A 21,561-nucleotide genomic window follows, 5' to 3' on the forward strand; every position below is an offset into this window, starting at 1 on the left:
ATGAGTTTGACTAAGAATATACAAGTCTTAAAAAAACACAGATGTTTAAAAAGCAGTTAAAAACTGTATCCCAATCAAAAAAAGAATTTGGTTTGTATAAATGAAACTGAACGTATCGGATTAGTCGTTAATTGCACGTAAATTTTTAAAAAATAGAAGAATTTAAACAGTTAGCCCTGCCAAAGCATATCCATGGAGCCTAATGGGAATGAATCAGTGTCATCTTAACGGCGTTTACTGGCAACTACCCCCATCAATAAAACTCACAATGCCATCGAAGTTGCTCCTAAGGGCACAGCGAGTGTTCGAGCCTGGGACATACACGTTCCCATCAGAGCCGGACAGGACCTCCCGGAGGGGGCCGGATAGAATATCTATGGTGCCATACTGGGGGCCACCGGAAGGAGACATGATGTTATTGGATATTCTTGCCGAATATGCAGCAGGGCCATTACCGACAAAGATAGAGGAGTATCGAGAGCTTACGGTGTTTCCGTCTATAGTTAGATTGGTAACCGAGCCATTCTGCGCCTGAATGCCTGAAGCTCTGGAGTTCACGGAATTCCTCAGAATAGAAATGCCGTCTCCGCTTCTCATGTCGATTCCAGATCTCGCAACGTCGATTGTGTTGTCATACACAATGGTGTTGTCGGCATTCTGTAAGACGACGCCATAAGTGCTGGAATTATTATTCTCTAAGTTCATGCCGCCGAGCACACTGTTGTTAGCCATCTGAACCATGTAGGAATCACCACTACCAAAAGTGCCTGACAAGCTTCCTTCCGAGCCTGGTGTGGTGAAACCCACCTCAACTCCGCTGTCCGCACCCCTTAGAGGAAGGACGGTGTTGCCGCTAAGCAGTGTTCTGCCGGCTGCAAGCTCGGTCGTGCCACTGACAATGAAGTCACCGTTGGCAACGACGATGTCACCGCCACTAGCGTCGTCGAGTGCCGATTGCAGTGCCGATTGCCCATCCGAAGAGTCTACCTGGACGATTGAGGTGATCTGTTCACCATTCCAGGAGTTGACTGCGGCCTCCGTTTCGACGCTGATGATAGGTTCCGAGGTAATGATTTCTGTTTGGTTATTAGTGACTATGTCCACGTCGCGAACAACAGTCTCGGTCATGCGTCGTTCCATGAAGTTCAAGGTACGAGTGGTTCGGGATGGGCGCTGGAAAGGTAAACTCAAGCGGGCATAGCCGATAGTCTGCTGACCGCGCGGACCATCTTCCTGCACTGTAACCCCCGCCGTGAACCGTAGTCCGGGCAGAAGTTTTCCGAGACGGCTATTCAGGGCTCGGGCGGTGAATTCCAATCTCCCACGAGGGCCGCGAACGGGCTCCATCCCCGAAGCATCGAAATAATAGCCGCCGACGAAGGCTCTCAGATCCATACCGGAAGCTGTGTCGAAAACTGGTATGCGGAAACCAACCTCAATATCAAAGCCGGTCAGTGCTTTCTCCCTTACTAAACCACTAGTCGTGGTAGTCCTTCGCTGCGTCTCTATGGCGAGGTTGGCGGGGTTAAAGAACGATTCGCTCACCTGGGTAGTAGTCGTGGGCAATTCCATTCGTTTCTCGCGATTACCTAGCGGGAGGTAAAGATTGCCTCGCAGATCTATGTCTTTGCTGAGCGCTTCGCCACCCAGAACGCCTTGGTAGAAACGATTGCCCATAGATGAACGCCGCAGATCGAAGTAGCCATATCCGCCGAGGTTCCAGCCGTTGCGCAGCATGCGCCGCATGCCTAAACCGATATTGCCTTCTCGAGCGTTCTGGTCATCAAACATCCCACGCAGATCGACGAATATTAGGCTGTCTTGGGTTTGTGTCAGAGGTATGAACATACTGCCTTCGCCCAGTGATCGTTCATCACTGACACGTCCGCCGAGCTCAAACCTCGACTCCCACTTATTGTTAGTGGAATCATATGACTGGTCTTCAGCAGCCGCTTCCTTTGTGATCGCAGGGTGGCTCAATAACCCCGCCACGGCAGTCGCCCATAGTAACGAGCGAATAGCATCCATCTTCATGCGCCCCAATTTGTGTTAATTACAGTACGATTGGGGGAAATGAGCATTTCAGAAACACTAATCTATTCGGGTCCAGTAGTTCTGCTGCTGCCCTGTCAGAGTCGGGCTAATTCAACTTAGCCTCCCCCAATAAACAGTATGCCATCAGAGGTTTTGCACAACAACCTTGAACACCGAGCTAAACGATCATTTGGGCACGCGAAGTTCTCAGCGACAATTATCCAATTCGTGCTGTGAATATTTGGGGTCAGAGTAAAAACTCACCCTTTTTTGGTTGGTTTTAGGGCCACGTCTCATAGCAATCACACGCCGCCCTGTTAACGCTTGAATTTGCTGTTTGAATTTGTTGTTTCTCAAAGCAAGTTCTTTTGAACAGATGACCTGATATTTTTGACAATATTCCGGTCAAGTTGGGATGAAAACAGAGATTGGTAGGCTTTAACACGCTCCCATCCGTTGGACCTAACGTAGTGTCTGCCTAAATTTTGTATCATCTTTGATACACAGCTATCACTTTTCGGTGTAACAAGAAGATGAACATGATTTGTCATGAAAACCCACGCATGAATCAAAACATCATTGTCTTTAGCTGCTTGTGCTAACCAAGAGGCATACGCAGCAAAATCATCAGGTTTTGCAAAACAAGCCTGTCGGTTGGTGCCACGCTGGATTATATGCTGAGGGATAGCAGGTAAACACAAACGTGGTAAACGCGCCATATATCATCCTTGATATTTTTGGTTATCATTTAAAGCAGAGTTTAACTAATTGAATTTCTTTTTGGGTTCAAATCCATGTATTTTTACTCTGACTCCAAATATTTCATTCTATTGGCTATCTTTTCAGTAGGTGCGTTTGGAATAGCGAGGTTTCTTGTCTAAATACTTTCAAGCCAGACTGCTTTGCCGCACGGCCTATTTATGAAAACTATTGGGATATTTTTTGATGGATAGAGACTGGAGACTTCAGGCCACAGGCAATTTATCTGAAGATTGGAATAACCCTTGGGACGGGCAAGTTATTCCTAAAGGTTCACGACTTACAGTTGTTACTGTCGCAAAACTGAACTCTAAGAAGCAAATTACTATTCCAGTTCCAAATGGCTCTGCCATTCTTTTGAGCGCATCACAGAAGAGTCATTCCAGGGCCAAGGAGCTTCGAGCAAAAAGCAAAATAGATTCATCCATAAAAAAAGAAGTTGAATTTCTTACTGAAGGTGATGCATTTGACTTCCTTGAAGATACAATTCAATCAATTATTTTGGCTCTAGCGGCGATAGAAGCGTTCGCAAATGAGGTAATTCCAGATAACTTTGAATATGCACATTTTCGTAAGAGTAAAATTATTTTAGAGACTGCCAACAAGCAACAAATTGAGAGATATATTTCCCTAGAAGAGAAGCTGGATCAAGTGCTTCCAGAAGTCTTAGGAGTTAAATCACTTAAAAACCACAGGTCTTGGTCTGAGTTTAAAAAGTTAAAGAAACTGCGAGATCGAATCATTCATATGAAAACGCAGGACAGGAAGTCTTCAGGACCTGAAAACGATACGTTGTGGCATCAACTTCTCATTCTAAGCATGCCACATAAAACAGCGTTTGATGTCATTCGATACTTCACTTCAAAGATGGACTCTCCACCGCAATGGGTTGAATATGCATCTTTGTAGCGTTCAGACCAGCCGTCAATCAAGGCTAAAAATACACAAATACTTAATTCTGTATTCAGGGAGCTTTTCCCAGAGCAGAGGTTTATTGGAATGTCTGTAAGAACCACATTCAATTTGACGGTTTTTCCTTCTACCCGCGTCTCCATTACAAAGCCGCGGTTGATGTAGATATTATGAGTCAGAGTAATACTTGAATGAATATTGGCATTTACATCTACGACAACGCCGAGGTACTGGATTTTTCGGGACCATTCGAAGTGTTCTCAACCGCTTCGCGGCTTTGTAAGGGCGATATTCCTTTCAATGTTTTTCTGGTAAGTGAAACCGGGAATATGGTTTCTGCCCGAGCTGGGTATTCAGTTTTACCGAGCTATGGTTTTCACAATCATCCAGACATTGATGTTCTAATCGTTTCAGGCGGTGTTCATACGGATGAAATGAAAAAACCTCAGGTCATTGATTGGATTTCTAAACAGGCACGTAAAGCCACTCTGGTTGCATCAGTTTGCACTGGTGTATTTATGCTGGCACAGGCTGGAATAGTGAACGAGCATAAGGTGACGACGCATTGGGAAGATGTCGCTGACCTAAGAAAGATGTTTCCTCAGTTGACAGTTGTCGAGCATGTTCGCTGGGTAGATGAGGAATCCATCATCACGTCAGGCGGTATCTCAGCAGGAATTGACATGAGTCTCCATTTGGTCAGCAAGTTGCACAGTAATGACCTGGCTGAAAAGACAGCAAGACAGATGGATTTTTCATGGACAAAAAACGCATAACAATGGCCTATTAAGGGGCCGCAAGCTTGATTTTTCTACTGCCTGAAACTGAAACATGAATTAGAATTTATTTTTTAATCCTGATTCTGACACCAAGTTTTTATTGCCAGTTCTACTATGGGCGATGCGGTGTAGGAGCGATACATGACAATAGAAATTCGCCAACTCACAATAAAAGATGTCGGACTGATGAATGCGTGGCTTACGAACTTCGGTGAGGTATTCAATGACATGAAAACCTACACGGAAAAACCCCCAACGGCAGACTATCTTAAACGTTTACTTAGTGGTGATTCATTTATTGCATTGGCAGCGTTGTCAGATGAAAAGGTTGTAGGAGGTCTGGCAGCCTACGAGCTACAAAAATTTGAGCAAGAACGCAGTGAAATTTATATCTATGATCTTGCGGTTTCGGCAAAGCATCGACGAAAAGGCGTTGCTACAGCTTTGATTGAAAAATTAAAAAAGATAGCCGTTGAGCGTGGTGCATATGTCATTTTTGTTCAGGCTGATACGGGCATAGAGGACGAGGCTGCCATTGCGCTTTATAACAGATTTGGGTCTTGCGAAGAGGTCCTGCACTTTGATATTTCGGTTGAGTCTGCTGATAAAACGGCATAACAAGCATAAGCAATATGCTCTTCGGGGCCCTGACGTCACTTCACTTCGTGGTTGTTGCGGGTGTTAAAGGGCAAAGACCGTGCAAATTATTCCTCTGGCCGATAAATGGAGTTCATTGCTGAGTGAGTTGGCTGAGCTTCATCATTTCAAGTGCAGCAAACTTGATTTAACGAGATAGAGTAAAAATCCCTACCAATCTGGCCCGAAGTCAGAAAAAAAGGAGCGTTATGCCAAAAGATGACATCACATCAAATTCAGCAGAAATAGCTTCTGAAGATGAGCGTGGGCAACAAGCCAGCTCGCCGCTTGAAATCACTTGGCGAGGGTGGTGGGATATCGTTCGGCGGGTTGTTAACAATGTGAGTTGCCATGATATTTCGCTTCTCGCCGCTGGCGTGGCGTTATTTATGATGCTGTCCATCTTCCCTGCATTAAATGTCGGGGTGTCGCTTTTTGGGCTTTTTTCGTCACCTGGAAATATCCTTTCCCAAGTCGAACCACTTCGGCAACTGTTGCCTGAACAGGCATTCACTATATTTACGGACCAGCTTACTGAGCTCACAAGTACTGACGAAGCAACCTTTAGCTTAACGTTAGTCATGTCGCTGTTAGTGTGGCTTTGGGTGGCACGCAAGGGGGCTATGGCGGTAATTAAGGCGTGTAATATTATTTACAGAGAAGAAGAAAAGCGACCATTTTGGAACCTGCTGCTGATGTCACTTTTATTTACTGTAGTCGGGATTTTCAGTTTTGTCATTTTAGCGTTACTCGCCATTCTGGTACCTGTGATTCTCAGCATGATTCCTCTGGGGGAAAAGTTAGAGACTTTGTTGAGAACATTGCGTTGGCCAATCCTGGCGGTGATGTTCATTATCATATTGGAGTGTGTTTATCGTTTTGCCCCCAATAGAAAAAATGCCAAATGGCGTTGGGTCAGCGTCGGGTCGATTATTGCTACTTTGCTGTGGCTTTTGGCTTCTATCGGTTTCACTGTCTACGTGCAAAATTTCTCTAGTTACAATGAAACCTATGGCGCGATTGGCAGTGTGATCATTCTGATCTTGTGGTTTTATCTTAGTGCTTTTGTTGTGTTGCTGGGAGCCGAGATAAACGCTGAAATAGAGCTGCAAACCGAAGTTGACTCCACGGTTGGAGAAGACAAACCAATGGGGCAGCGGGGTGCTTACGTAGCAGACACTCCCGCTCCTGAGCCCTCAAAAGATAGGCAGCGCTAAACAACATGTATATCGAATGTCAGGGCTGATGAAGGGAAAGACAGCTTGATATTTCAAAAGGAATTATCAAGCTGCCAACAAACTTGATTTATTAAAGCCCCAACTTTTCCTGCTCTGCCTGAATAATCTCTGGTGATAAAGGCAGGTAATACAATGGTTGTGCTAATGATTGGCCTTCCTCCAGTGTCCAGTTAATCAGATTTTTTATTTCGCTGGCTTTGTCCGGTGTTTTATATTGTTGACGGATTAATGCCCAGGTGTAGGCGACGATAGGGTAGGCCGATTCGCCTTCTGGATCTGCAATGGATGAAGCGAGATCTTCTGCTTCCGGGTAGAAGGTATCGGTGAGTCCCATATCGCCTGTTTTGTTATCCGGTAGCACAAATTTACCTGCTTTATTTTCCAAACGTGCGACATTTAAGCCGAGGCGTTTTGCAAAGCCAAATTCAACGTAACTAATACTGTTTTTGGTAATGGCCAGTCTTTGTGAAACCCCTTCATTGCCTTTGGCCACCACGGTTGTTCCGGGCCAGTCCAGTAATTTTGTGGCACCGAATTCGGTCTTCCAGGTAGGGCTAATGGTTGCCAGGTGATTAGTAAATGCGAAGGTAGTGCCACTGCTGTCAGAGCGGGCAATGACCTGAATCGCGCTGGAAGGCAGATTGATGTTTGGGTTGGCCGCTAAAATCCGTGGATCATTCCAGCGAGTGATGTTGCCCAGAAAAATATCAGTATAGACATCTCGGGGGAGATGCAGCGTGTCAGTCAGGCCATCGATATTGTAGGCGATACTGATCATGCCCGAGATAACAATGATTTCCTCAAACTCACCATTCAAACGGGCAGATTCTTTGTCATTTATCGGTGCGTCAGTGGTGCCGATGTCGGCTGTGCCTTCAATAAATTGTTCAATGCCTGCACCACTGCCAATAGAACGATAGGTGAATTTGGTGGTGGGGTGACTTTCACCATATATTTCTAACACTTTATTAAAGAATGGTGAGGCAAAGGTAGAGCCTGCAAGGATTATTTCAGGGCGAAAGTCTTCTGTTTCTGATGTTTCCATGGATGGATTCTTTGAGTCACAGGCAGTCAGGCTGAGTGAAAAGAGTGTCACCGCAAAATAGAAAAGGGATTTAATTTGTTTATTCATTGTTATTTCCTTAGCGCATCAGTTGATTCATCTGGCGTGTAGCTTCCACTAAGCAATATACATATGCATTGTTACATATATATGGCAATCCATATATGTTGTTGCACTAAGTTGATTTATTATTTGTCAACAGCCGAAATAGGCTGGTATCACTCAGGTTTTTTAAGCTTACACCTCTCAACTATTTCCAATAAGATAGTTGAGCAAGCCAAATCAACTGAGAAAGAAAGGAAGCCACGTGCAAAATAAAATTGCTCTCTACGGTGCTGGCAACGTCGGTGCAACAACGGCCCACTGGTTAGCTCAAAAAGAATTAGGGGATATCGCTTTATTTGATATCCACGAGCAGATAGCTGAAGGCAAGGCGCTGGATTTAATGCAGTCCGGACCAGCTGCGGGGTTTGATGCCAAGATTACGGGCAGTCAGCATCCCGAGATTATTGCTGATGCCAATATTGTGGTGGTGTCTGCTGGAGTGCCACGACGTAAAGATCCTGAAACAGGGAAATATCCAGGTCGGGATGAATTAATCAAAATCAATCAAGGCGTGATTGAGCTGGCGGCAGAGAATATAAAACGCTATGCGCCCAACAGTATAGTGATTGTGGTGACCAACCCGATTGAAGCAATGTGTCATGTTGTCAAAGAAATCACTGGCTTTTCGAGTGAACGAATTATCGGTCAGGCAGGGGCTCTGGATACCACACGTTATAAGGCGTTTATTGCCATGGAGTTGGGCGTGAGTGTGAAAGATGTGAATGGGCTTGTGATTGGCGGACATGGCGATGCGATGGTGCCGTTACCTACACATACCACTATTTCTGGAATTCCGATTCTCGATTTAATCAGCGAAAAACGCCTGGAAGAAATTATTCACCGCACCGCGCATGGTGGTGGAGAAATAGTCAATCTGCTTGGCTATAGCAGCTATTACGCAGCTGCCGCCGCCACCGCCCAGACGGTTGAATCAATATTAAAAGATCAAAAACGGCTCATTCCCAGCGTGGTATATACCCGTGGCGAATATGGTTAAAGCGATTTATTTATTGGCCTGCCGACTATTCTGGGCTGCAAGGGTGTGGAAAAAATTGTCGAGCTCAATCTGGATTTTGATGAAAAAGCCAAACTGGAAAACTCGATGAAGGCGGTGAAAGAAGTCGTCGCTTTGTTGGGATATAGTTAAGACGCTTAGACTTTAGTTAGTCAGGATTTAATTTCAGCTGAAAACGTATACTGTGAAACGTCAAACCATTCTCGTGCTACTTGTGCTGTTGGGCTTCGGGTATGCCGCTTTTCAGGCAGTTATTTACTATACAAAGGGCATGGACTATCAAAGCTTATCCAGTAAAAGCTCTCCAGATAATCGTTATTTGATTACCGAATTTCTCTCAATGACCGAAGTTTCTCAGGCTCCCTATGGTCTGCATCTGGTGCTCTCAACCGCGCCTGTCAAATTACCAGAAGATGGACAAGTCATTTTCGCCGGTTATTGCGATCATTTCTTTTATGAATGGTACTCAAACCAGCAAATCAGCATATCGTGTGATGGATATGATGAACATCAGCTCATGTCTCGCTCGGTCAAAGCTTATGGAATAGACATTCATTTCAACTAAAATCTTTTGCTTGATTTATTGATAGCAATTCAACATCCGTAACAAATTGAGAGTATGACAATGCGTTAAGTCGATGGAATGGAGATGGAGTGATGCAATACGGTTTAGCGCACCCAAGCTTTTGATTGGCATGCCAAGCAAGTATCATCTTTCGATTTTATTAATGCGGGATGTTCTCAAATGGATTTGAAGCAGATGAACAAAGTAAGAAACAAAAGGAGCTCAACCTGATGGCGGAGTCCAAAGTGTATTTTCGGAATTATCGTTTTAGGTGGTTAGCTGGGCTGGGCATCCTGCTGATGTGTGTGGCGGTTTATCATGTATACAAACCACTACCATATGGTGTTGACTACACTGCTCCTGCACGAACAGCCTCCCACATTCAGTTTCTGGCTGATAGAACCTATACCGTTAATGATACGCGGCACATGGAGCAACAGATCTTTGATGCGGTTTTTGACATGATTGCCGGTGCGCGCAAGATAGTGCTGGTGGATATGTTTCTGTTTAATGACTTTCAAGGTCAGGGAGCAGAGGAACATCGTGCTTTGTCAGACGAACTGACTGACGCGCTGATTGCTCAGAAGCAGCGTTATCCTGAGCTGGAAGTACATGTCATTTCTGACCCGATTAATAACCTGTATGGCGGTCGAGCCTCGCGTCATTTTGCTCAATTGGAAGCGGCTGGCATCCCCGTCACAGTGACTGATTTAACCCGTTTGCGTGACAGCAACCCTGTGTACTCTGTGTTCTGGCGTCTGTTTATCCAACCATTTGGCAATAGTGAAGGTGAGCTGCTTCCCAATCCTTTTGGAGAAGGCCGCGTTTCAGTGCGGACTTATCTCGCCATGCTCAATTTCAAAGCCAATCATCGCAAACTGATTATTGCCGATAATGGACATGAACTGACTGCTTTAGTGACATCAGCCAATCCTCACGATGGCAGTAGCGCGCATGGCAATGTGGCATTACGTTTTAATGGTGATGCTGCGTGGGATTTGTTTGAAACTGAAGCAGCGGTATTAACCTTTTCGGGTAAGGCTGCGCCGATTTTTGAACTGCAGCAAGTAGCCGAACCAATCGAGAACGGTCTGACGGTTCAGGTGGTGACTGAGCGGGCAGTAGAACGATCGACCTTGGAGTTGATTAATGAGGCGAAGCCCGGAGATAAATTGGATATGGCCATGTTCTATCTCTCCGATCGGCATATTGTCGAGGCTTTGAAAGCAGCAGAAGTGCGAGGGGTGATTTTACGGGTGTTGCTGGATCCAAATAAGGATGCGTTTGGTCGTGAGAAAAACGGAGTTCCGAATCGGCCGGTTGCCCATGAATTAAAACAAGCGGGTATCACGGTTCGCTGGTGTGATACGCATGGCGAGCAATGTCATGCCAAATGGCTGATGCATCGTGGAGTGGAAGGCAATACAACGATGTTGCTGGGCTCTACTAACTTAACAAGGCGTAACCTGCACAACCTCAATCTCGAAACCAACGTCATCGTAAAAGGTCCGGCTGAAGCTGTCCCGTTACAACGTGGGCAAATCTGGTTTGATGAGCGTTGGAATAATCTGTATGGACGGCATTACAGCGTTGACTATGCGACTTATGCTGATGAGAGGCTTTGGCCTCGTCTGTTGTATCGCATGATGGAATGCACCGGTGTAAGTACGTTTTAGCGGTTACTCGGCATCAACAATCGGAAATTCATCGAATAACCGAACTTCCGAATCCGGATCGGCGGTATCAAAAACATAACTTTTAATTGTTCCGCTGCCAGTGTCCAGAATCGAAAACGTTGTCAGTTGGTTGCTGGAGACAAACGGCAATGCTGGCAATGTTTTATCTAACAAACCCATGGGGCTGAAAATGCTGGGGGAAATCATTTTGCGTCCATGTGGATCGCCATTTGCGGCGTAATTCGCCGGATCCCAACGCGAATTTTCCGAATTCAACTCTATCCAGAAGTTGGCTTTGCTGTTGCGATTATTTTGTTGATAAGCACCGGTGGGATCGTTGTAATAAGCCCCGAGTGTATTGCCGACATTAGAGGTCTCCAGGTAATGCAGTTTGCCGATTTGTGTTCGGTTCCAGAGGTGCGAATGACCGATTTGCACCAGATTAACGCCATGTTTCAATAATAACGGCTCAATATCCTTCCGCCAGATATCACTCTCCAGCGGATATTGATAACGTATTTCACTGATCGAGGTTAATTTGGGTAATACGATGTTTTGCCAATCTTGTGGGGAAATGGGAAAGCTGAGCTCGGTCAGAGTTTGGTTTTTATTATGATCTGTTTCCACCAGTTGCATCAGCGGATTGGTCAGAACAGGCACCACATTATCTCCCAGCCCAAACACTCCTTGGTGTGCGAGAACCACTTTATATTTGGCTTGTTTAAATGCTTCCGATTGCAGAACAGATTCCAGCCATTGATATTGTTGCGATTGGGCATCGAATCGTTCAAATAAAAATTCACCAAAACCCCAGGCTTCAGGGTTTTGCAGCTCTGATAGGCCTTCGACAAATTTACTACGGTGTTGACCGCAGACATTCCATGAACGCCAGATCCGTGAAACATTCATCGAGATCAGAAACACATCACCAAATGCTATGGCGTAATATTCTTTACCGCGCGGGCCATCCTCCGGAAAAGAAAAGATTTCCAGATAAGTTTGCTGATTGTGCGAGTTATCCTCAATCCATTGCGCTTTGATGTCGGGATCATTTTGCGGATTGATCTGCTGTTTTATCTGTTGATAAGCGATTTCCGCATACCAGCGTGGCTGGGGATCATTAAAACTGTTGTTCATTCGATGATCCAGCTGCTCAGGCAGAAACCGGCCCATCACTTCATGATTACCAATTGTGGCAAACAAGGGCGAGTGTTGAAGAATTTCCCCACCGTTATACAGCGAGTCCGGTTTGAGTTGCTGATAACGTCCCTGCAGGGTCGGAAAAAAAGGCGGCGCGCCGTCTTCAATTTGATCGAACCATTCTGAAGCCCGGTCAACGATATTGACCAGATCGCCAGCAAAAAAAACGGCATCCGGCTGGCCGATCGTTTCCACCACTTTTTGATAATTGGCAGGCGAGTTGGTTTTGGATTGCAGATCCGAAGTAAGCAAAATTTTCAGAGGCTGGTTTTTCACAGGCAGTGGCGCTAACGTAAAGATGGCACTTGTGAGACGCTGCCCCGCATCGGTAGTGCTGGTGACTGAATAGTTCACCCGTTTCCCGGCAGTTAATCCTGTTGCGATGGCTTCGTGACGATAAACAATTCTTTGGGTGAGCGTCGAATAATCCTGTCCGGGTTGCGAGGAATCGGCATCCTCAAACATTTTGCTCATTTTGGTGGTGCTGGCATCCGCACTCAGTCCATCACCATACTGCAATTGATGGTGTTGCCCCTTAAAGTTGGTAAACCACACCACATTCACTGAATTCGTGGTGGGTATCTGCAGGAAAGGATCACTCAGAAAGCGTTGGTTTGACTCAATCCTTTCCGGTACACGTTTGACCATCTGTTCTCCTGACTGAATATCGACCGATAAAAAAATCATCATCGCAGTAATAAGGCATCGCTGCATCTGTCTCGAGATTATCATGCATTAGGCTCTCCGATTAAGGGTTTTACGGAGATTATCGGTAAAGCGTGTTACCAGTGGATGATCAGGCAAATGAATCTGTGTAAAGCAGTAAATTGATTAACTTCAGTTAACGCAGCTGGCGAAACAATCTGTCAATTTAAGTCTCTGTTTGATGTGCTCAGATACATCCTCAAAAAATTAATCTACCCAAGGAGACGTTATGGATATCGACTTTACTGGTGAATATTTAGTGAATGATCAAGATGTGACATTTTATGTCATCGTTAATAATCAGACGGTGGCCTGTATTGTTTCTACCTCGGCGTTAGATGGCTTGGCTGATCCGGATGATGAACTGGATGCTGAAACCGTGTTTTTGGAGCATCAGTACAAATTTGAAGAGATTGCTGAGGGATTGATTCTCAACCATAAGGTGGTTGAGGGCGAGTTGCACATTGATCGGGGCGAGCTTTAATTCATTTAATTGAGTCATTTCAATGTTGAAACAATCCGCTACCTTTCTCAATCACGATGTTTCGGCAGTGCTGAGGGATATTCGCGCCTGTCGACTCTGTGCTGACAAATTGCCATTTGAACCGAGACCGGTGGTGCAATTTCAACCATCGGCAAAGATTTTGATTGCCGGACAGGCACCTGGCCGGAAAGTACATATCACCGGGATACCTTTTAATGATGCCAGCGGTGATCGATTACGAAACTGGCTGGGTATTTCACCAGAGGTGTTTTACGATGAAAAGCGTATTGCAATTCTACCCATGGGATTCTGTTATCCGGGAACCGGTAAATATGGTGATTTACCGCCTCGTCCAGAGTGCGCTCCGACATGGCGTGAAGCACTGCTTTCTCAGATTCCCGATCTCCAACTGACGTTGGTCATCGGACAATATGCACAGGCTTACCATTTGCCGGAAAGTAATCGCTCGCTTACAGAGAATGTATTGAACTGGCAAGAAACCTGGCCTTATCTGTTGCCGTTGCCTCATCCGAGTCCACGAAATAATCGTTGGTTGAAAAATAACCCATGGTTTGAAAAATCGTTATTACCTGAGCTGCGCCGACGAGTGGCCGAGGTTTTGTCAGATCCAGAAAATTGAAAAGGCGTCATTTTGCGTTTAATAGGCAAAACGACATAAATCAATGTTATATAGTGAAATCAACACAACTGCTTAAATGCACTTTCAATGTATTTGCTATCTAGATAAACCGAATGCGGATTTTTAAGAGGTAAAGATAATGAAATCACTGCCAGACAATGTTGTTGCATATAAACGTACGCCGGAGTTTCATGAGGGGACTATCCCATCAGGCTTGCTGAATCAACATCAAACCAAAGACGGCGTGTGGGGAAAAATCGTTATTTTGAGTGGCAAGCTGCTCTATACCATCCAGGAGCCATTTGAAGAAGTACAATTGGATTCAAACCATTATGGTGTGGTAGAACCCGCGGTATTACACCAGGTAAAGCCATTGGGTCAGGTCAGTTTTTTTGTCGAGTTTTATCAATAAATCTTCGCCAGAAAACGGTTTAACCAAAATTATTGTCGGCGGGTGCTCGCAGGCAGCGGATAATCGGCAAGTGATTGGCCATCTGGCACATAATTGGGTTTATTAATGTGGAGATCAAATAATGAAGTTACTGACATTCGTCGCCGCTATTTCTGCCGCTTTGGTTATTTCTGGCTGCGCAGTGAAAACATCAGGCGTTAAAAAAGTCGGCCCTGATACGTACACCGTTTCGGCTGATCATCTGAATGCCTCTACCGCAAAAGCTTCTGTGCTGGATCAGGCGGCGGCATATTGCGCCGATCAAGGCAAAGAATTGCTGGTCACTAAAACCCTGAAGCGCCAAAAGGTGAAGTATTTTTACGATACGACTTTCCTGTGTCTCAGCAAAGGTGACCCCCGTTTGGTCAGCCCCGAATATGAAACCACAGTTGAACCAAGATAACACGCTATACAAACCCGACAGATCAATAAGGTCTGTCAGGTTTCTTTTTTCTCTCAACCATTAATGCTGGTTAAAGACGGTTGTTGCGGATCCGTCTACCTTAGTTGTTGGTGAACATTAATAATAATGTTGTTCACCATTATTACTGCCTTTCTTGACTGATAAGTCCCTCGTACGATCCTCTTTTTTCATCGGAGTAGAGCTATGCCGATAAAACCCGTCACCATTGTTTTGTGGCTTTTTCTCTATCTGATGATTGCCTTGCTGCCTATGTTGATCGCCATGGGAATTGAGCGTCCAGCACCCCGTAATTTGTTGGTGGAAACGGGGTCAATGTTGGGATTGCTGGGATTGGGTATGTTGGCTACCCAGCTGATTATTTCAGGTCGTCACCGCTGGTTTGCTGGTGGTCTAGGCCAGGATAATTTACTGCAATTTCATCGGCGCACCGGTATTGCCGCCTGGATATTTATTCTGTCACATCCCATTTTATTAATGCTTGGCGACCGCCAGTTTGTTGCGTGGCTAGATCCAACCGAAAGCTGGCTACGGGCCGGTGGCGTAATTGCCTTGGCACTGGCGGTAACCGCACTGATCGTTAGTTCGCTTTGGCGAAAAGAACTGGGGCTGCAATATGAAACCTGGCGAACCTTGCATGCCAGCCTGTCTTTATTTGTGGTCGCCGGGGGATTAGGGCACGCGTTGATGGGGCAACATCATACGGCTGGTCTGTTAACCCAGGGACTGCTTATTTTGGTGGTCGCGATTCCATTATTATTACTGCTGGAAACCCGCCTATGGCGACCATATCAGTTACAAAAACGGCCATGGCGGGTTGTGGAATCAGAAGAAACTCGGGCTGATTCGACTGATCTGATACTCGTCGCAGAAGGGCATCGGGGGATGAATTTCAAACCCGGACAATTTGCCTGGCTGACCATGGGCGATTCCCCATTTTCAACTCAGCAACATCCTTTTTCTATGGCCTCCAGTGCCAGTAATCCGGGACATCTGGAGTTTGTGATTAAAGAAGCGGGTGACTTCACTCACTATTTATCTACGGTCAAGCCGGGCGATAAGGCCTATCTTGAAGGACCATACGGGGTATTTACCATGGATCCCAAAGCCAAACGGCGTGCTGTATTTATTGTCGGTGGTATTGGTATTACACCTATATTATCGATGATCCGCAGCCGGTTGGATGAACTCAATGACACGCCGATGTGGCTGATTTATGCCAATAAATCCGAAGCAGAAATTATCATGCGTAATACGCTGGAAGCCTTTGCCGAAAAGCTGCCGCTACGGGTGATACATGTGCTGTCGGATCCCTCCGATGAGTGGATGGGCGAGTCCGGTTATGTTGATGGCGATGTGCTGGATGACTATCTGCCGGAGGATGCAGAGGATATTGATTACTTTGTCTGCGGTCCTCCGCCGATGATGGATCTGGTGGAACCTGAATTACAGAAACGCGGGGTAAAAAAACAACGTGTGTATTCTGAACGGTTTAATCTGGTATGAGGAACTTGTGATGTTGCATGTTTATGCACGACGAATTGGTAGTGCCATATCCGTTTTTTTGTTACTTATTGCACTGACTGTAGCCTGTTTATATGCAGGTTGAACGCTTTAATGGAGATTTATAATGATCGTTACGTTTAGCACCAAAGCCTATGCCGATATCACTATGTTTGGTGACGTTGCCAAAAATATGCTGAAAATCATGGGGCATAGCGGCACCATTCCGGGTGCATTTCAGCCTCAGGATTTACCATCTGCTTTATCTCATCTGCAAAAAGCCGTTGATTCCAGTAAGGCTGCGGAACAGGATCCTCAAGAGGGTGAGTTTAAACCGGGGCTGTCTCAACGGGCATTACCATTAATCAATTTGTTAAAAGCAGCCATCGATGCCAATGCCGATGTTATGTGGGATGGGAAATAACATCCGCTAAAATCTCCGGCCATTCTCCGGATCGGGTTACAGAGCCAGAAAATTTATCAATCCATACTCCACATGCACTCTGCTGAAAGGCGATCTTCTGGGGTATGATTTGCCTTATGGTTGGTTCTTGATGGGTAATCAGACGTAAGTCTCACATCTTTGAACCGGCTTAGATTTACGCTTTTGCGAGTGATCTGCTGGCAATGATTTTACGCCTGTCACCCTATTTCCAGTTGGTGCGCTTGGCATGCTGAAGTTTTTCATAGCCGGCTAATAACGCATTATGGCGTTCAAAGCCCTCTAAGCTGAGCCCCGGGCAATGCAGGTTATGAAACAGTTTTTCTCCTTCGAGGATTTGAATGCCATCATCGACATTCTGTTGGCCGTACATTAATGCCAGACCAGAAGTGTATTCTGCATAGTCACGCCCATCATCCCATTTGATTTCCAGCAGGGCTTTCAGGCAACGGTAGTGCCGAATGGATTGTTCACTTGCCTGATCCAATGCAAGACACCAGTCAATCCAATCAATGGCCTCTTCATCTTCCAATGCCAGATACAGCATGGCTTTGAGTTCGCCAAGACGGATGTCGGACCATAACGTGCCGGGATCCGCTGCCAGTCCAATAAACGGCGCGACGGGAGTTTGATCGTTATAACCACCTTCATCTAGGCGATCCAGAATATCCTGCCATTGCTCTGGATCCCCCTCTTTCAGGGTCAGGAAGTCTTCACGGAATAACGCGCCTTCATTATTGTTTTCCCAGACTAATTCATCGACCGGATAAATGTCGGACATACCCGGTACCAGAATCCGACAGGCATAGACATCCAGGTGATGATAATCAGCGATGTATATATCAAAGCCCAGTCCGTGAATTTTATCGGTCAAAAATTTGAATTCGTCGGCCGTGGCATCATCATAATCCCAGTCGAAGAAATCGTAATCTGGCGTTTCCCGAAAGAAGTCATTGGAAATATAACCACTGGAATCAATAAAATGCATTTCCAGATTGGCGGGAGAGGCGACTTCATCGAGATCAAAAGTCGCTGGATGGAACACATCCAATTGATTCAGTCCCCGCCCCTGGAGTAATTCGGTGACGGTACGTTCAAGTGCCACTTCAAAACTGGGATGGGCACCGAACGAGGCAAACACGGAGCCGTCTTGCGGATTAATCAGTGTTACTGACATCACCGGAAACTGACCCCCCAGAGAGGCATCGGCTACTCTTAAGTGATAACCATGATCACGCAACTCCTGCAAGGCCTGCTGAATTTTGGGATACCGGTTCAAGACCTCATCAGGTACTTCGGGTAGACAAAGCCCTTCGGCAATAATCTTGTTTTTAACATAACGTTCAAAGACTTCAGACAATCCCTGTACCCGGGCTTCGTTCTGGGTATTGCCTGCTGACATGCCATTGCTGACATAAATATTGCCGATAATATTGACGGGAATAAAACGTGTTACACCATCACGCAGACGCTGATAGGGAAGTGCACAGATTCCGCGTTGACCATCACCTGAATTGGTATCAAACAACATGTCCGGTGTAAGTTCATTTTCCGGATCAAAGTATTTCCACAACGTTTCATCCATCAACCCTTCAGGCATCTCATCGCCTTCAATATCAAACCAGCGTTCATCAGGATAATGCACAAACTCGGCATTACTGTGCTGCTGACCAAGATAGAAGTCTGCAAAAAAGTAATTGCAACTGAGCCGCTCGAAATATTCCCCCAGTGCACTGGCCAGACAAGCTTTTTCGCTGCTGCCTTTCCCATTGGTAAACATCAGTGGGCAGGTTTTATCGCGAATGTGGACTGAATAAACATTGCTAACCGGGTTCAGCCAGGAGGCTTCTTCGATATCAAAACCAAAGGATTTTAATTTGGCCTGCATGGTGGCGATACTGGTTTCCAGGTCGCTGTCTTTGCCTTTGATGAATGTTTGCTCAGTCATGATGTGATACTCGTATAGATAAAAAAGCCGTTAGGGTCTGTTGGTATTTCATAGCCGCTTCTGTTGTGACTGAAAATGCAACAATCAAGACGCGAGATGTGCAGTTTAGTCATTCTAAATAAACGACGAGCAACGCAGAGTGGTGCATTTGCAGATTCAACCCGGATGGCTGGGACTATTTTCCCTCACGACGTTGGAAAGGACTTATGCAGAATTACTACACCGCATTATTTCCGCCTTGTGAGAAGGAAAAATAGTCTCCAGCAGTGGTGACTATGAAATATCAACAGACCCTGATAATGGGCTTTTTCAGTTAGCCTGATTTGGTTTCACATCTTAACAGTTTTTGCTGCTGTGCCTTTTAGCTTAATTTGATAAAAATGATTTAATCATCAACTAAGAAAGATTTATTTTTTACCTAAAGCCAAAAATCCACCAACTACTACTGCAACAGCACCCCCAATGATGTACCACATGGTTTCATCGGTAAAACGGCCCGTCACTGTTTCGGTTACTTGATCGCCCAACGATTGCGAAGCATTAAAGCCGAATACCAGCAATATAATTCCAACAATGACTAAAACAATACCTAAAAGCTTGGGACTTCCCATCTTTCTCTCTCCTTAATTTCTTGTTTTATATAATTACGTTCTCCATGGGTGATCTGGTAAATCACAAACACCAATGGTTTCCACTCCTGCACGGGCAACCAAGTCGTCGTTTTCGACAGAACTGCCGCTGACGCCGATTGCGCCTGACATAAATCCTTCGTCATCCACAATTGGCACGCCACCAGGAAAAGTAATCATGCCATCATTCGAGTGTTCGATGCCATACAATGGTTGGCCGGGCTGAGAAAGTTCACCGATTTCACCACTGGGCATGCCAAAGTAGACCGCTGTGCGAGCTTTTTTTATCGCGATATCAATGCTGCCTACCCAGGCATCATCCATACGGTAAAATGCTTTGAGTGCGCCACCAGAATCGACAACGGCAATACACATGCGAGTACCTGTTTCCTCGGCCTTTTTGAGTGCACCGTCAATCGCTTTTTTAGCGTCTTCTGAAGTAACGTGCATGTTTATCTCCTTAAAAGTTTAGGATCTGTAAATAGATTATTTACAGCAGCATTTCGATATGAAATATGATCCGGGATTGGATGATGTGTTGCCTGAAAAGGGATGGACCATTCTTTCAGCCAACATTGGAACAATCAGGTCTACTCTCAGGGAGTGAGTGAATAAGCGCATTAACTTAAATTAAGCCGATTGGCTTAAAACTGATCAAGGATATGACTATGAAACCTGTTTTAATTTTCACGGCAATAGTTATCAGTACTTCAATGCCGGTGGGTTTTGCTGAAGATCAGGATGCCGTTCAGCAGCAACTTGACCAGGCCTGTGAAGCAGCCAGACTCGAAAAGCTACGGCCCATCAGAGAAAAGTATGCCGCGGAGTGCGTCGCTGAGTGGGACCGTAGTCAGGAATATTGTGATCGTTTCTACAGTGATTATGGCAATGCAGGGGGAGATCAAAGAGTATTATTTTATGATTTGCCCGAATGTGAAAAAGCCTGGAATTATCGGCGGAGTTATCGCAGTGCCGATTAAGTTTAGTTGACTGAAATAGCTTGTAGCAAAAAATAAGTTAAACCGTTTTAAATTGCGATCCGTACTATCGGGTATATTCAACTTTGCTAAGGAAACCGTGTGGAACGAGGCGGTAAGGAACATTTTATAGGCTTGGAGTGGCTGCGCTTTTTGCTCGGCTTATACATTGTCGTTTTTCACACACTGCATACCTACAAACTCAAAGACCAAGTCCCTTGGTTAATGGATATGGTCGGCGTCGGCTTTTTTGCGACCAGTAGTTTCTTTGTTTTGTCGGGTTTTTTGTTGGCGCATGTGTATTGTCGTAATGGCGAATTACGCGAGGCTGCAACCAGCTTTTGGGCCAAACGCTTTTCTAATTTATATCCGTTACATATTTTTTCATTATTGTTGACGTTTACTGTGCTGACCATTATCAGTCATTTGGGCATTCCTCCTGATGATGTTAAAGCGACGGTACGATTTGTGGTGTATGACACTAATGTGGATTTAGGGGAGGCGGGCCGTGCTTCACTTGAACACTACATGAGCAATGGAGAATTGTTGCTGAACTCGTTTTTGCAAGTGTTTATGTTGCAGGCATGGAATCCTTATTATCTGACCTTTAATGCGCCGTTATGGTCGATTTCAACGCTGTTTTTCTTTTATCTGACCTTTCCCTTTGCCGCGCCGTATTTGATGCAGGTAAAACATAAAGTGTTATGGATTACCGCGCTGATGCTGATTTACCTTGTTCCTCCGCTTCTGGTGATATGGAATGGCGATTATGGAATGCCTTTTACCGGCATATTGCATCGAATGCCGATTATTCGTATTCCAGAGTTTTTTGCCGGTATCGTCAGTTATGCTTTATTCCGCCAGTTACGTGACAGTGGACGAGATCCAAAATTATTCACCCGCGTCATGATGACGTTATTTGTTTTAGTCTGTTTTTTCGGTGCCATCTGGTTGCTTAAAGGCGAACGTTATTGGTATTTTCTGTTGCACAACGGTTTGTTGTTACCAGCACAACTGACATTGATTTATCTATGTGCCTTAGCGGGAACGCCTCGCAGTGAGTGGTTTAACAACTGGTCCCGTAGACTTGGCGCGGCATCATTGCCATTATTTGTCCTGCATGTACCGGCCTTTGTTTTATTTTCCCGGACAGAAAAGATTTTCAATGTCTTTTCATTTGAGTGCTTACAGAATTGGGAAAGTTGCGCGGTTCAGGCCAGCGAACAAACCTTATCAATTTGGTTTTATCCATTGTTCCTGCTGCTGACCATTATTTTGTGTGTCTGGTCTATGGAGAGGGCAGTGGTGCCTACACGCAAATGGATATTAAAACGGTTGCCACTGACAACCACCAAGCCAGTTTAATTTTTGGGTAGATG

The 21,561-nt window shown here is 45.4% G+C and carries 22 protein-coding genes; 15 read left to right on the forward strand and 7 right to left on the reverse strand.

The window, feature by feature from the left end:
• Positions 1–234: 234 nt before the first annotated feature.
• Together LGT40_RS12215 and LGT40_RS12220 are read right to left on the reverse strand one after the other, a co-directional pair.
• Entirely contained in the window at positions 235–2,028 is a 1,794-nt protein-coding gene (locus LGT40_RS12215) for an inverse autotransporter beta domain-containing protein (protein ID WP_226072509.1), read from the reverse strand.
• A 359-nt stretch (positions 2,029–2,387) separates the two neighbouring features.
• Positions 2,388–2,753, reverse strand: a complete 366-nt coding sequence (locus tag LGT40_RS12220) for a transposase (protein ID WP_226072498.1) — start codon at positions 2,751–2,753, stop codon at positions 2,388–2,390.
• 226 nt (positions 2,754–2,979) lie between these two features.
• Here LGT40_RS12220 and LGT40_RS12225 point away from each other — a divergent pair, with 226 nt between their 5' ends.
• The 4 genes from LGT40_RS12225 (at position 2,980) to LGT40_RS12240 (ending at position 6,337) form a co-directional block, all read left to right on the forward strand.
• Complete coding sequence (locus LGT40_RS12225) at positions 2,980–3,702, forward strand: hypothetical protein (RefSeq protein ID WP_226072495.1); 723 nt, start codon at positions 2,980–2,982, stop codon at positions 3,700–3,702.
• Positions 3,703–3,896: 194 nt separating this feature from the next.
• The gene (locus LGT40_RS12230) at positions 3,897–4,481 is read left to right on the forward strand and encodes a DJ-1/PfpI family protein (RefSeq protein ID WP_226072491.1); all 585 of its coding nucleotides are present in this window, start codon (positions 3,897–3,899) and stop codon (positions 4,479–4,481) included.
• Positions 4,482–4,625: 144 nt separating this feature from the next.
• Positions 4,626–5,102, forward strand: coding sequence for an AAC(3)-I family aminoglycoside N-acetyltransferase (locus LGT40_RS12235; RefSeq protein ID WP_226072489.1), 477 nt, complete (start codon positions 4,626–4,628; stop codon positions 5,100–5,102).
• 227 nt (positions 5,103–5,329) lie between these two features.
• Positions 5,330–6,337: a YihY/virulence factor BrkB family protein gene (locus LGT40_RS12240; RefSeq protein ID WP_226072487.1), complete on the forward strand. Its 1,008-nt coding sequence runs from the start codon at positions 5,330–5,332 to the stop codon at positions 6,335–6,337.
• 91 nt (positions 6,338–6,428) lie between these two features.
• Here the strand turns inward: LGT40_RS12240 and pstS are convergent, their stop codons facing one another.
• Positions 6,429–7,490 carry a phosphate ABC transporter substrate-binding protein PstS gene (gene pstS, locus LGT40_RS12245; RefSeq protein ID WP_226072484.1) on the reverse strand — a complete coding sequence of 354 codons (1,062 nt, stop codon included), beginning with the start codon at positions 7,488–7,490 and terminating at the stop codon, positions 6,429–6,431.
• A 238-nt stretch (positions 7,491–7,728) separates the two neighbouring features.
• Here pstS and LGT40_RS12250 point away from each other — a divergent pair, with 238 nt between their 5' ends.
• The 3 genes from LGT40_RS12250 (at position 7,729) to LGT40_RS12260 (ending at position 10,782) form a co-directional block, all read left to right on the forward strand.
• On the forward strand, positions 7,729–8,523 hold the full coding sequence (locus LGT40_RS12250) for a malate dehydrogenase (protein ID WP_226072482.1): 795 nt from the start codon (positions 7,729–7,731) through the stop codon (positions 8,521–8,523).
• 202 nt (positions 8,524–8,725) lie between these two features.
• Positions 8,726–9,106, forward strand: a complete 381-nt coding sequence (locus tag LGT40_RS12255; protein ID WP_226072481.1) for a hypothetical protein — start codon at positions 8,726–8,728, stop codon at positions 9,104–9,106.
• A 230-nt stretch (positions 9,107–9,336) separates the two neighbouring features.
• A complete protein-coding gene (locus LGT40_RS12260) occupies positions 9,337–10,782 on the forward strand; it encodes a phospholipase D-like domain-containing protein (protein WP_226072479.1) in 1,446 nt (481 codons plus the stop codon).
• Between the two features lie 3 nt (positions 10,783–10,785).
• Here LGT40_RS12260 and LGT40_RS12265 read toward each other — a convergent pair whose 3' ends face one another.
• Positions 10,786–12,714, reverse strand: a complete 1,929-nt coding sequence (locus tag LGT40_RS12265; protein WP_226072477.1) for a metallophosphoesterase — start codon at positions 12,712–12,714, stop codon at positions 10,786–10,788.
• A gap of 202 nt (positions 12,715–12,916) precedes the next feature.
• Between LGT40_RS12265 and LGT40_RS12270 the strand changes: the two genes are divergently transcribed.
• The 6 genes from LGT40_RS12270 (at position 12,917) to LGT40_RS12295 (ending at position 16,610) form a co-directional block, all read left to right on the forward strand.
• Complete coding sequence (locus LGT40_RS12270) at positions 12,917–13,171, forward strand: DUF1488 family protein (protein WP_226072475.1); 255 nt, start codon at positions 12,917–12,919, stop codon at positions 13,169–13,171.
• 22 nt (positions 13,172–13,193) lie between these two features.
• Positions 13,194–13,811 (forward strand): uracil-DNA glycosylase family protein, encoded by a 618-nt coding sequence (locus LGT40_RS12275; RefSeq protein WP_226072473.1) that lies wholly within the window; start codon positions 13,194–13,196, stop codon positions 13,809–13,811.
• A 139-nt stretch (positions 13,812–13,950) separates the two neighbouring features.
• Positions 13,951–14,223: a TehB family protein gene (locus LGT40_RS12280; RefSeq protein ID WP_226072471.1), complete on the forward strand. Its 273-nt coding sequence runs from the start codon at positions 13,951–13,953 to the stop codon at positions 14,221–14,223.
• A 121-nt stretch (positions 14,224–14,344) separates the two neighbouring features.
• Positions 14,345–14,665, forward strand: a complete 321-nt coding sequence (locus tag LGT40_RS12285) for a hypothetical protein (protein ID WP_226072468.1) — start codon at positions 14,345–14,347, stop codon at positions 14,663–14,665.
• A gap of 204 nt (positions 14,666–14,869) precedes the next feature.
• On the forward strand, positions 14,870–16,189 hold the full coding sequence (locus LGT40_RS12290; protein ID WP_226072465.1) for a ferredoxin reductase family protein: 1,320 nt from the start codon (positions 14,870–14,872) through the stop codon (positions 16,187–16,189).
• Between the two features lie 124 nt (positions 16,190–16,313).
• A complete protein-coding gene (locus LGT40_RS12295; RefSeq protein WP_226072462.1) occupies positions 16,314–16,610 on the forward strand; it encodes a DUF1840 domain-containing protein in 297 nt (98 codons plus the stop codon).
• Positions 16,611–16,833: 223 nt separating this feature from the next.
• Here the strand turns inward: LGT40_RS12295 and ycaO are convergent, their stop codons facing one another.
• The 3 genes from ycaO to LGT40_RS12310 form a co-directional block, all read right to left on the reverse strand.
• Positions 16,834–18,576 (reverse strand): 30S ribosomal protein S12 methylthiotransferase accessory factor YcaO, encoded by a 1,743-nt coding sequence (gene ycaO / locus LGT40_RS12300; protein ID WP_226072460.1) that lies wholly within the window; start codon positions 18,574–18,576, stop codon positions 16,834–16,836.
• A 407-nt stretch (positions 18,577–18,983) separates the two neighbouring features.
• A complete protein-coding gene (locus tag LGT40_RS12305) occupies positions 18,984–19,187 on the reverse strand; it encodes a DUF3185 family protein (protein ID WP_226072457.1) in 204 nt (67 codons plus the stop codon).
• 33 nt (positions 19,188–19,220) lie between these two features.
• Entirely contained in the window at positions 19,221–19,655 is a 435-nt protein-coding gene (locus LGT40_RS12310; protein ID WP_226072454.1) for a GlcG/HbpS family heme-binding protein, read from the reverse strand.
• Between the two features lie 218 nt (positions 19,656–19,873).
• Between LGT40_RS12310 and LGT40_RS12315 the strand changes: the two genes are divergently transcribed.
• Positions 19,874–20,185 carry a hypothetical protein gene (locus LGT40_RS12315; RefSeq protein WP_226072452.1) on the forward strand — a complete coding sequence of 104 codons (312 nt, stop codon included), beginning with the start codon at positions 19,874–19,876 and terminating at the stop codon, positions 20,183–20,185.
• 99 nt (positions 20,186–20,284) lie between these two features.
• Positions 20,285–21,547 (forward strand): acyltransferase family protein, encoded by a 1,263-nt coding sequence (locus LGT40_RS12320; protein ID WP_226072450.1) that lies wholly within the window; start codon positions 20,285–20,287, stop codon positions 21,545–21,547.
• Positions 21,548–21,561 lie beyond the last annotated feature (14 nt).

It is taken from the genome of Methylophaga pinxianii (genome assembly GCF_020447225.1).
Taxonomy (GTDB): Bacteria; Pseudomonadota; Gammaproteobacteria; order Nitrosococcales; family Methylophagaceae; genus Methylophaga; species Methylophaga pinxianii.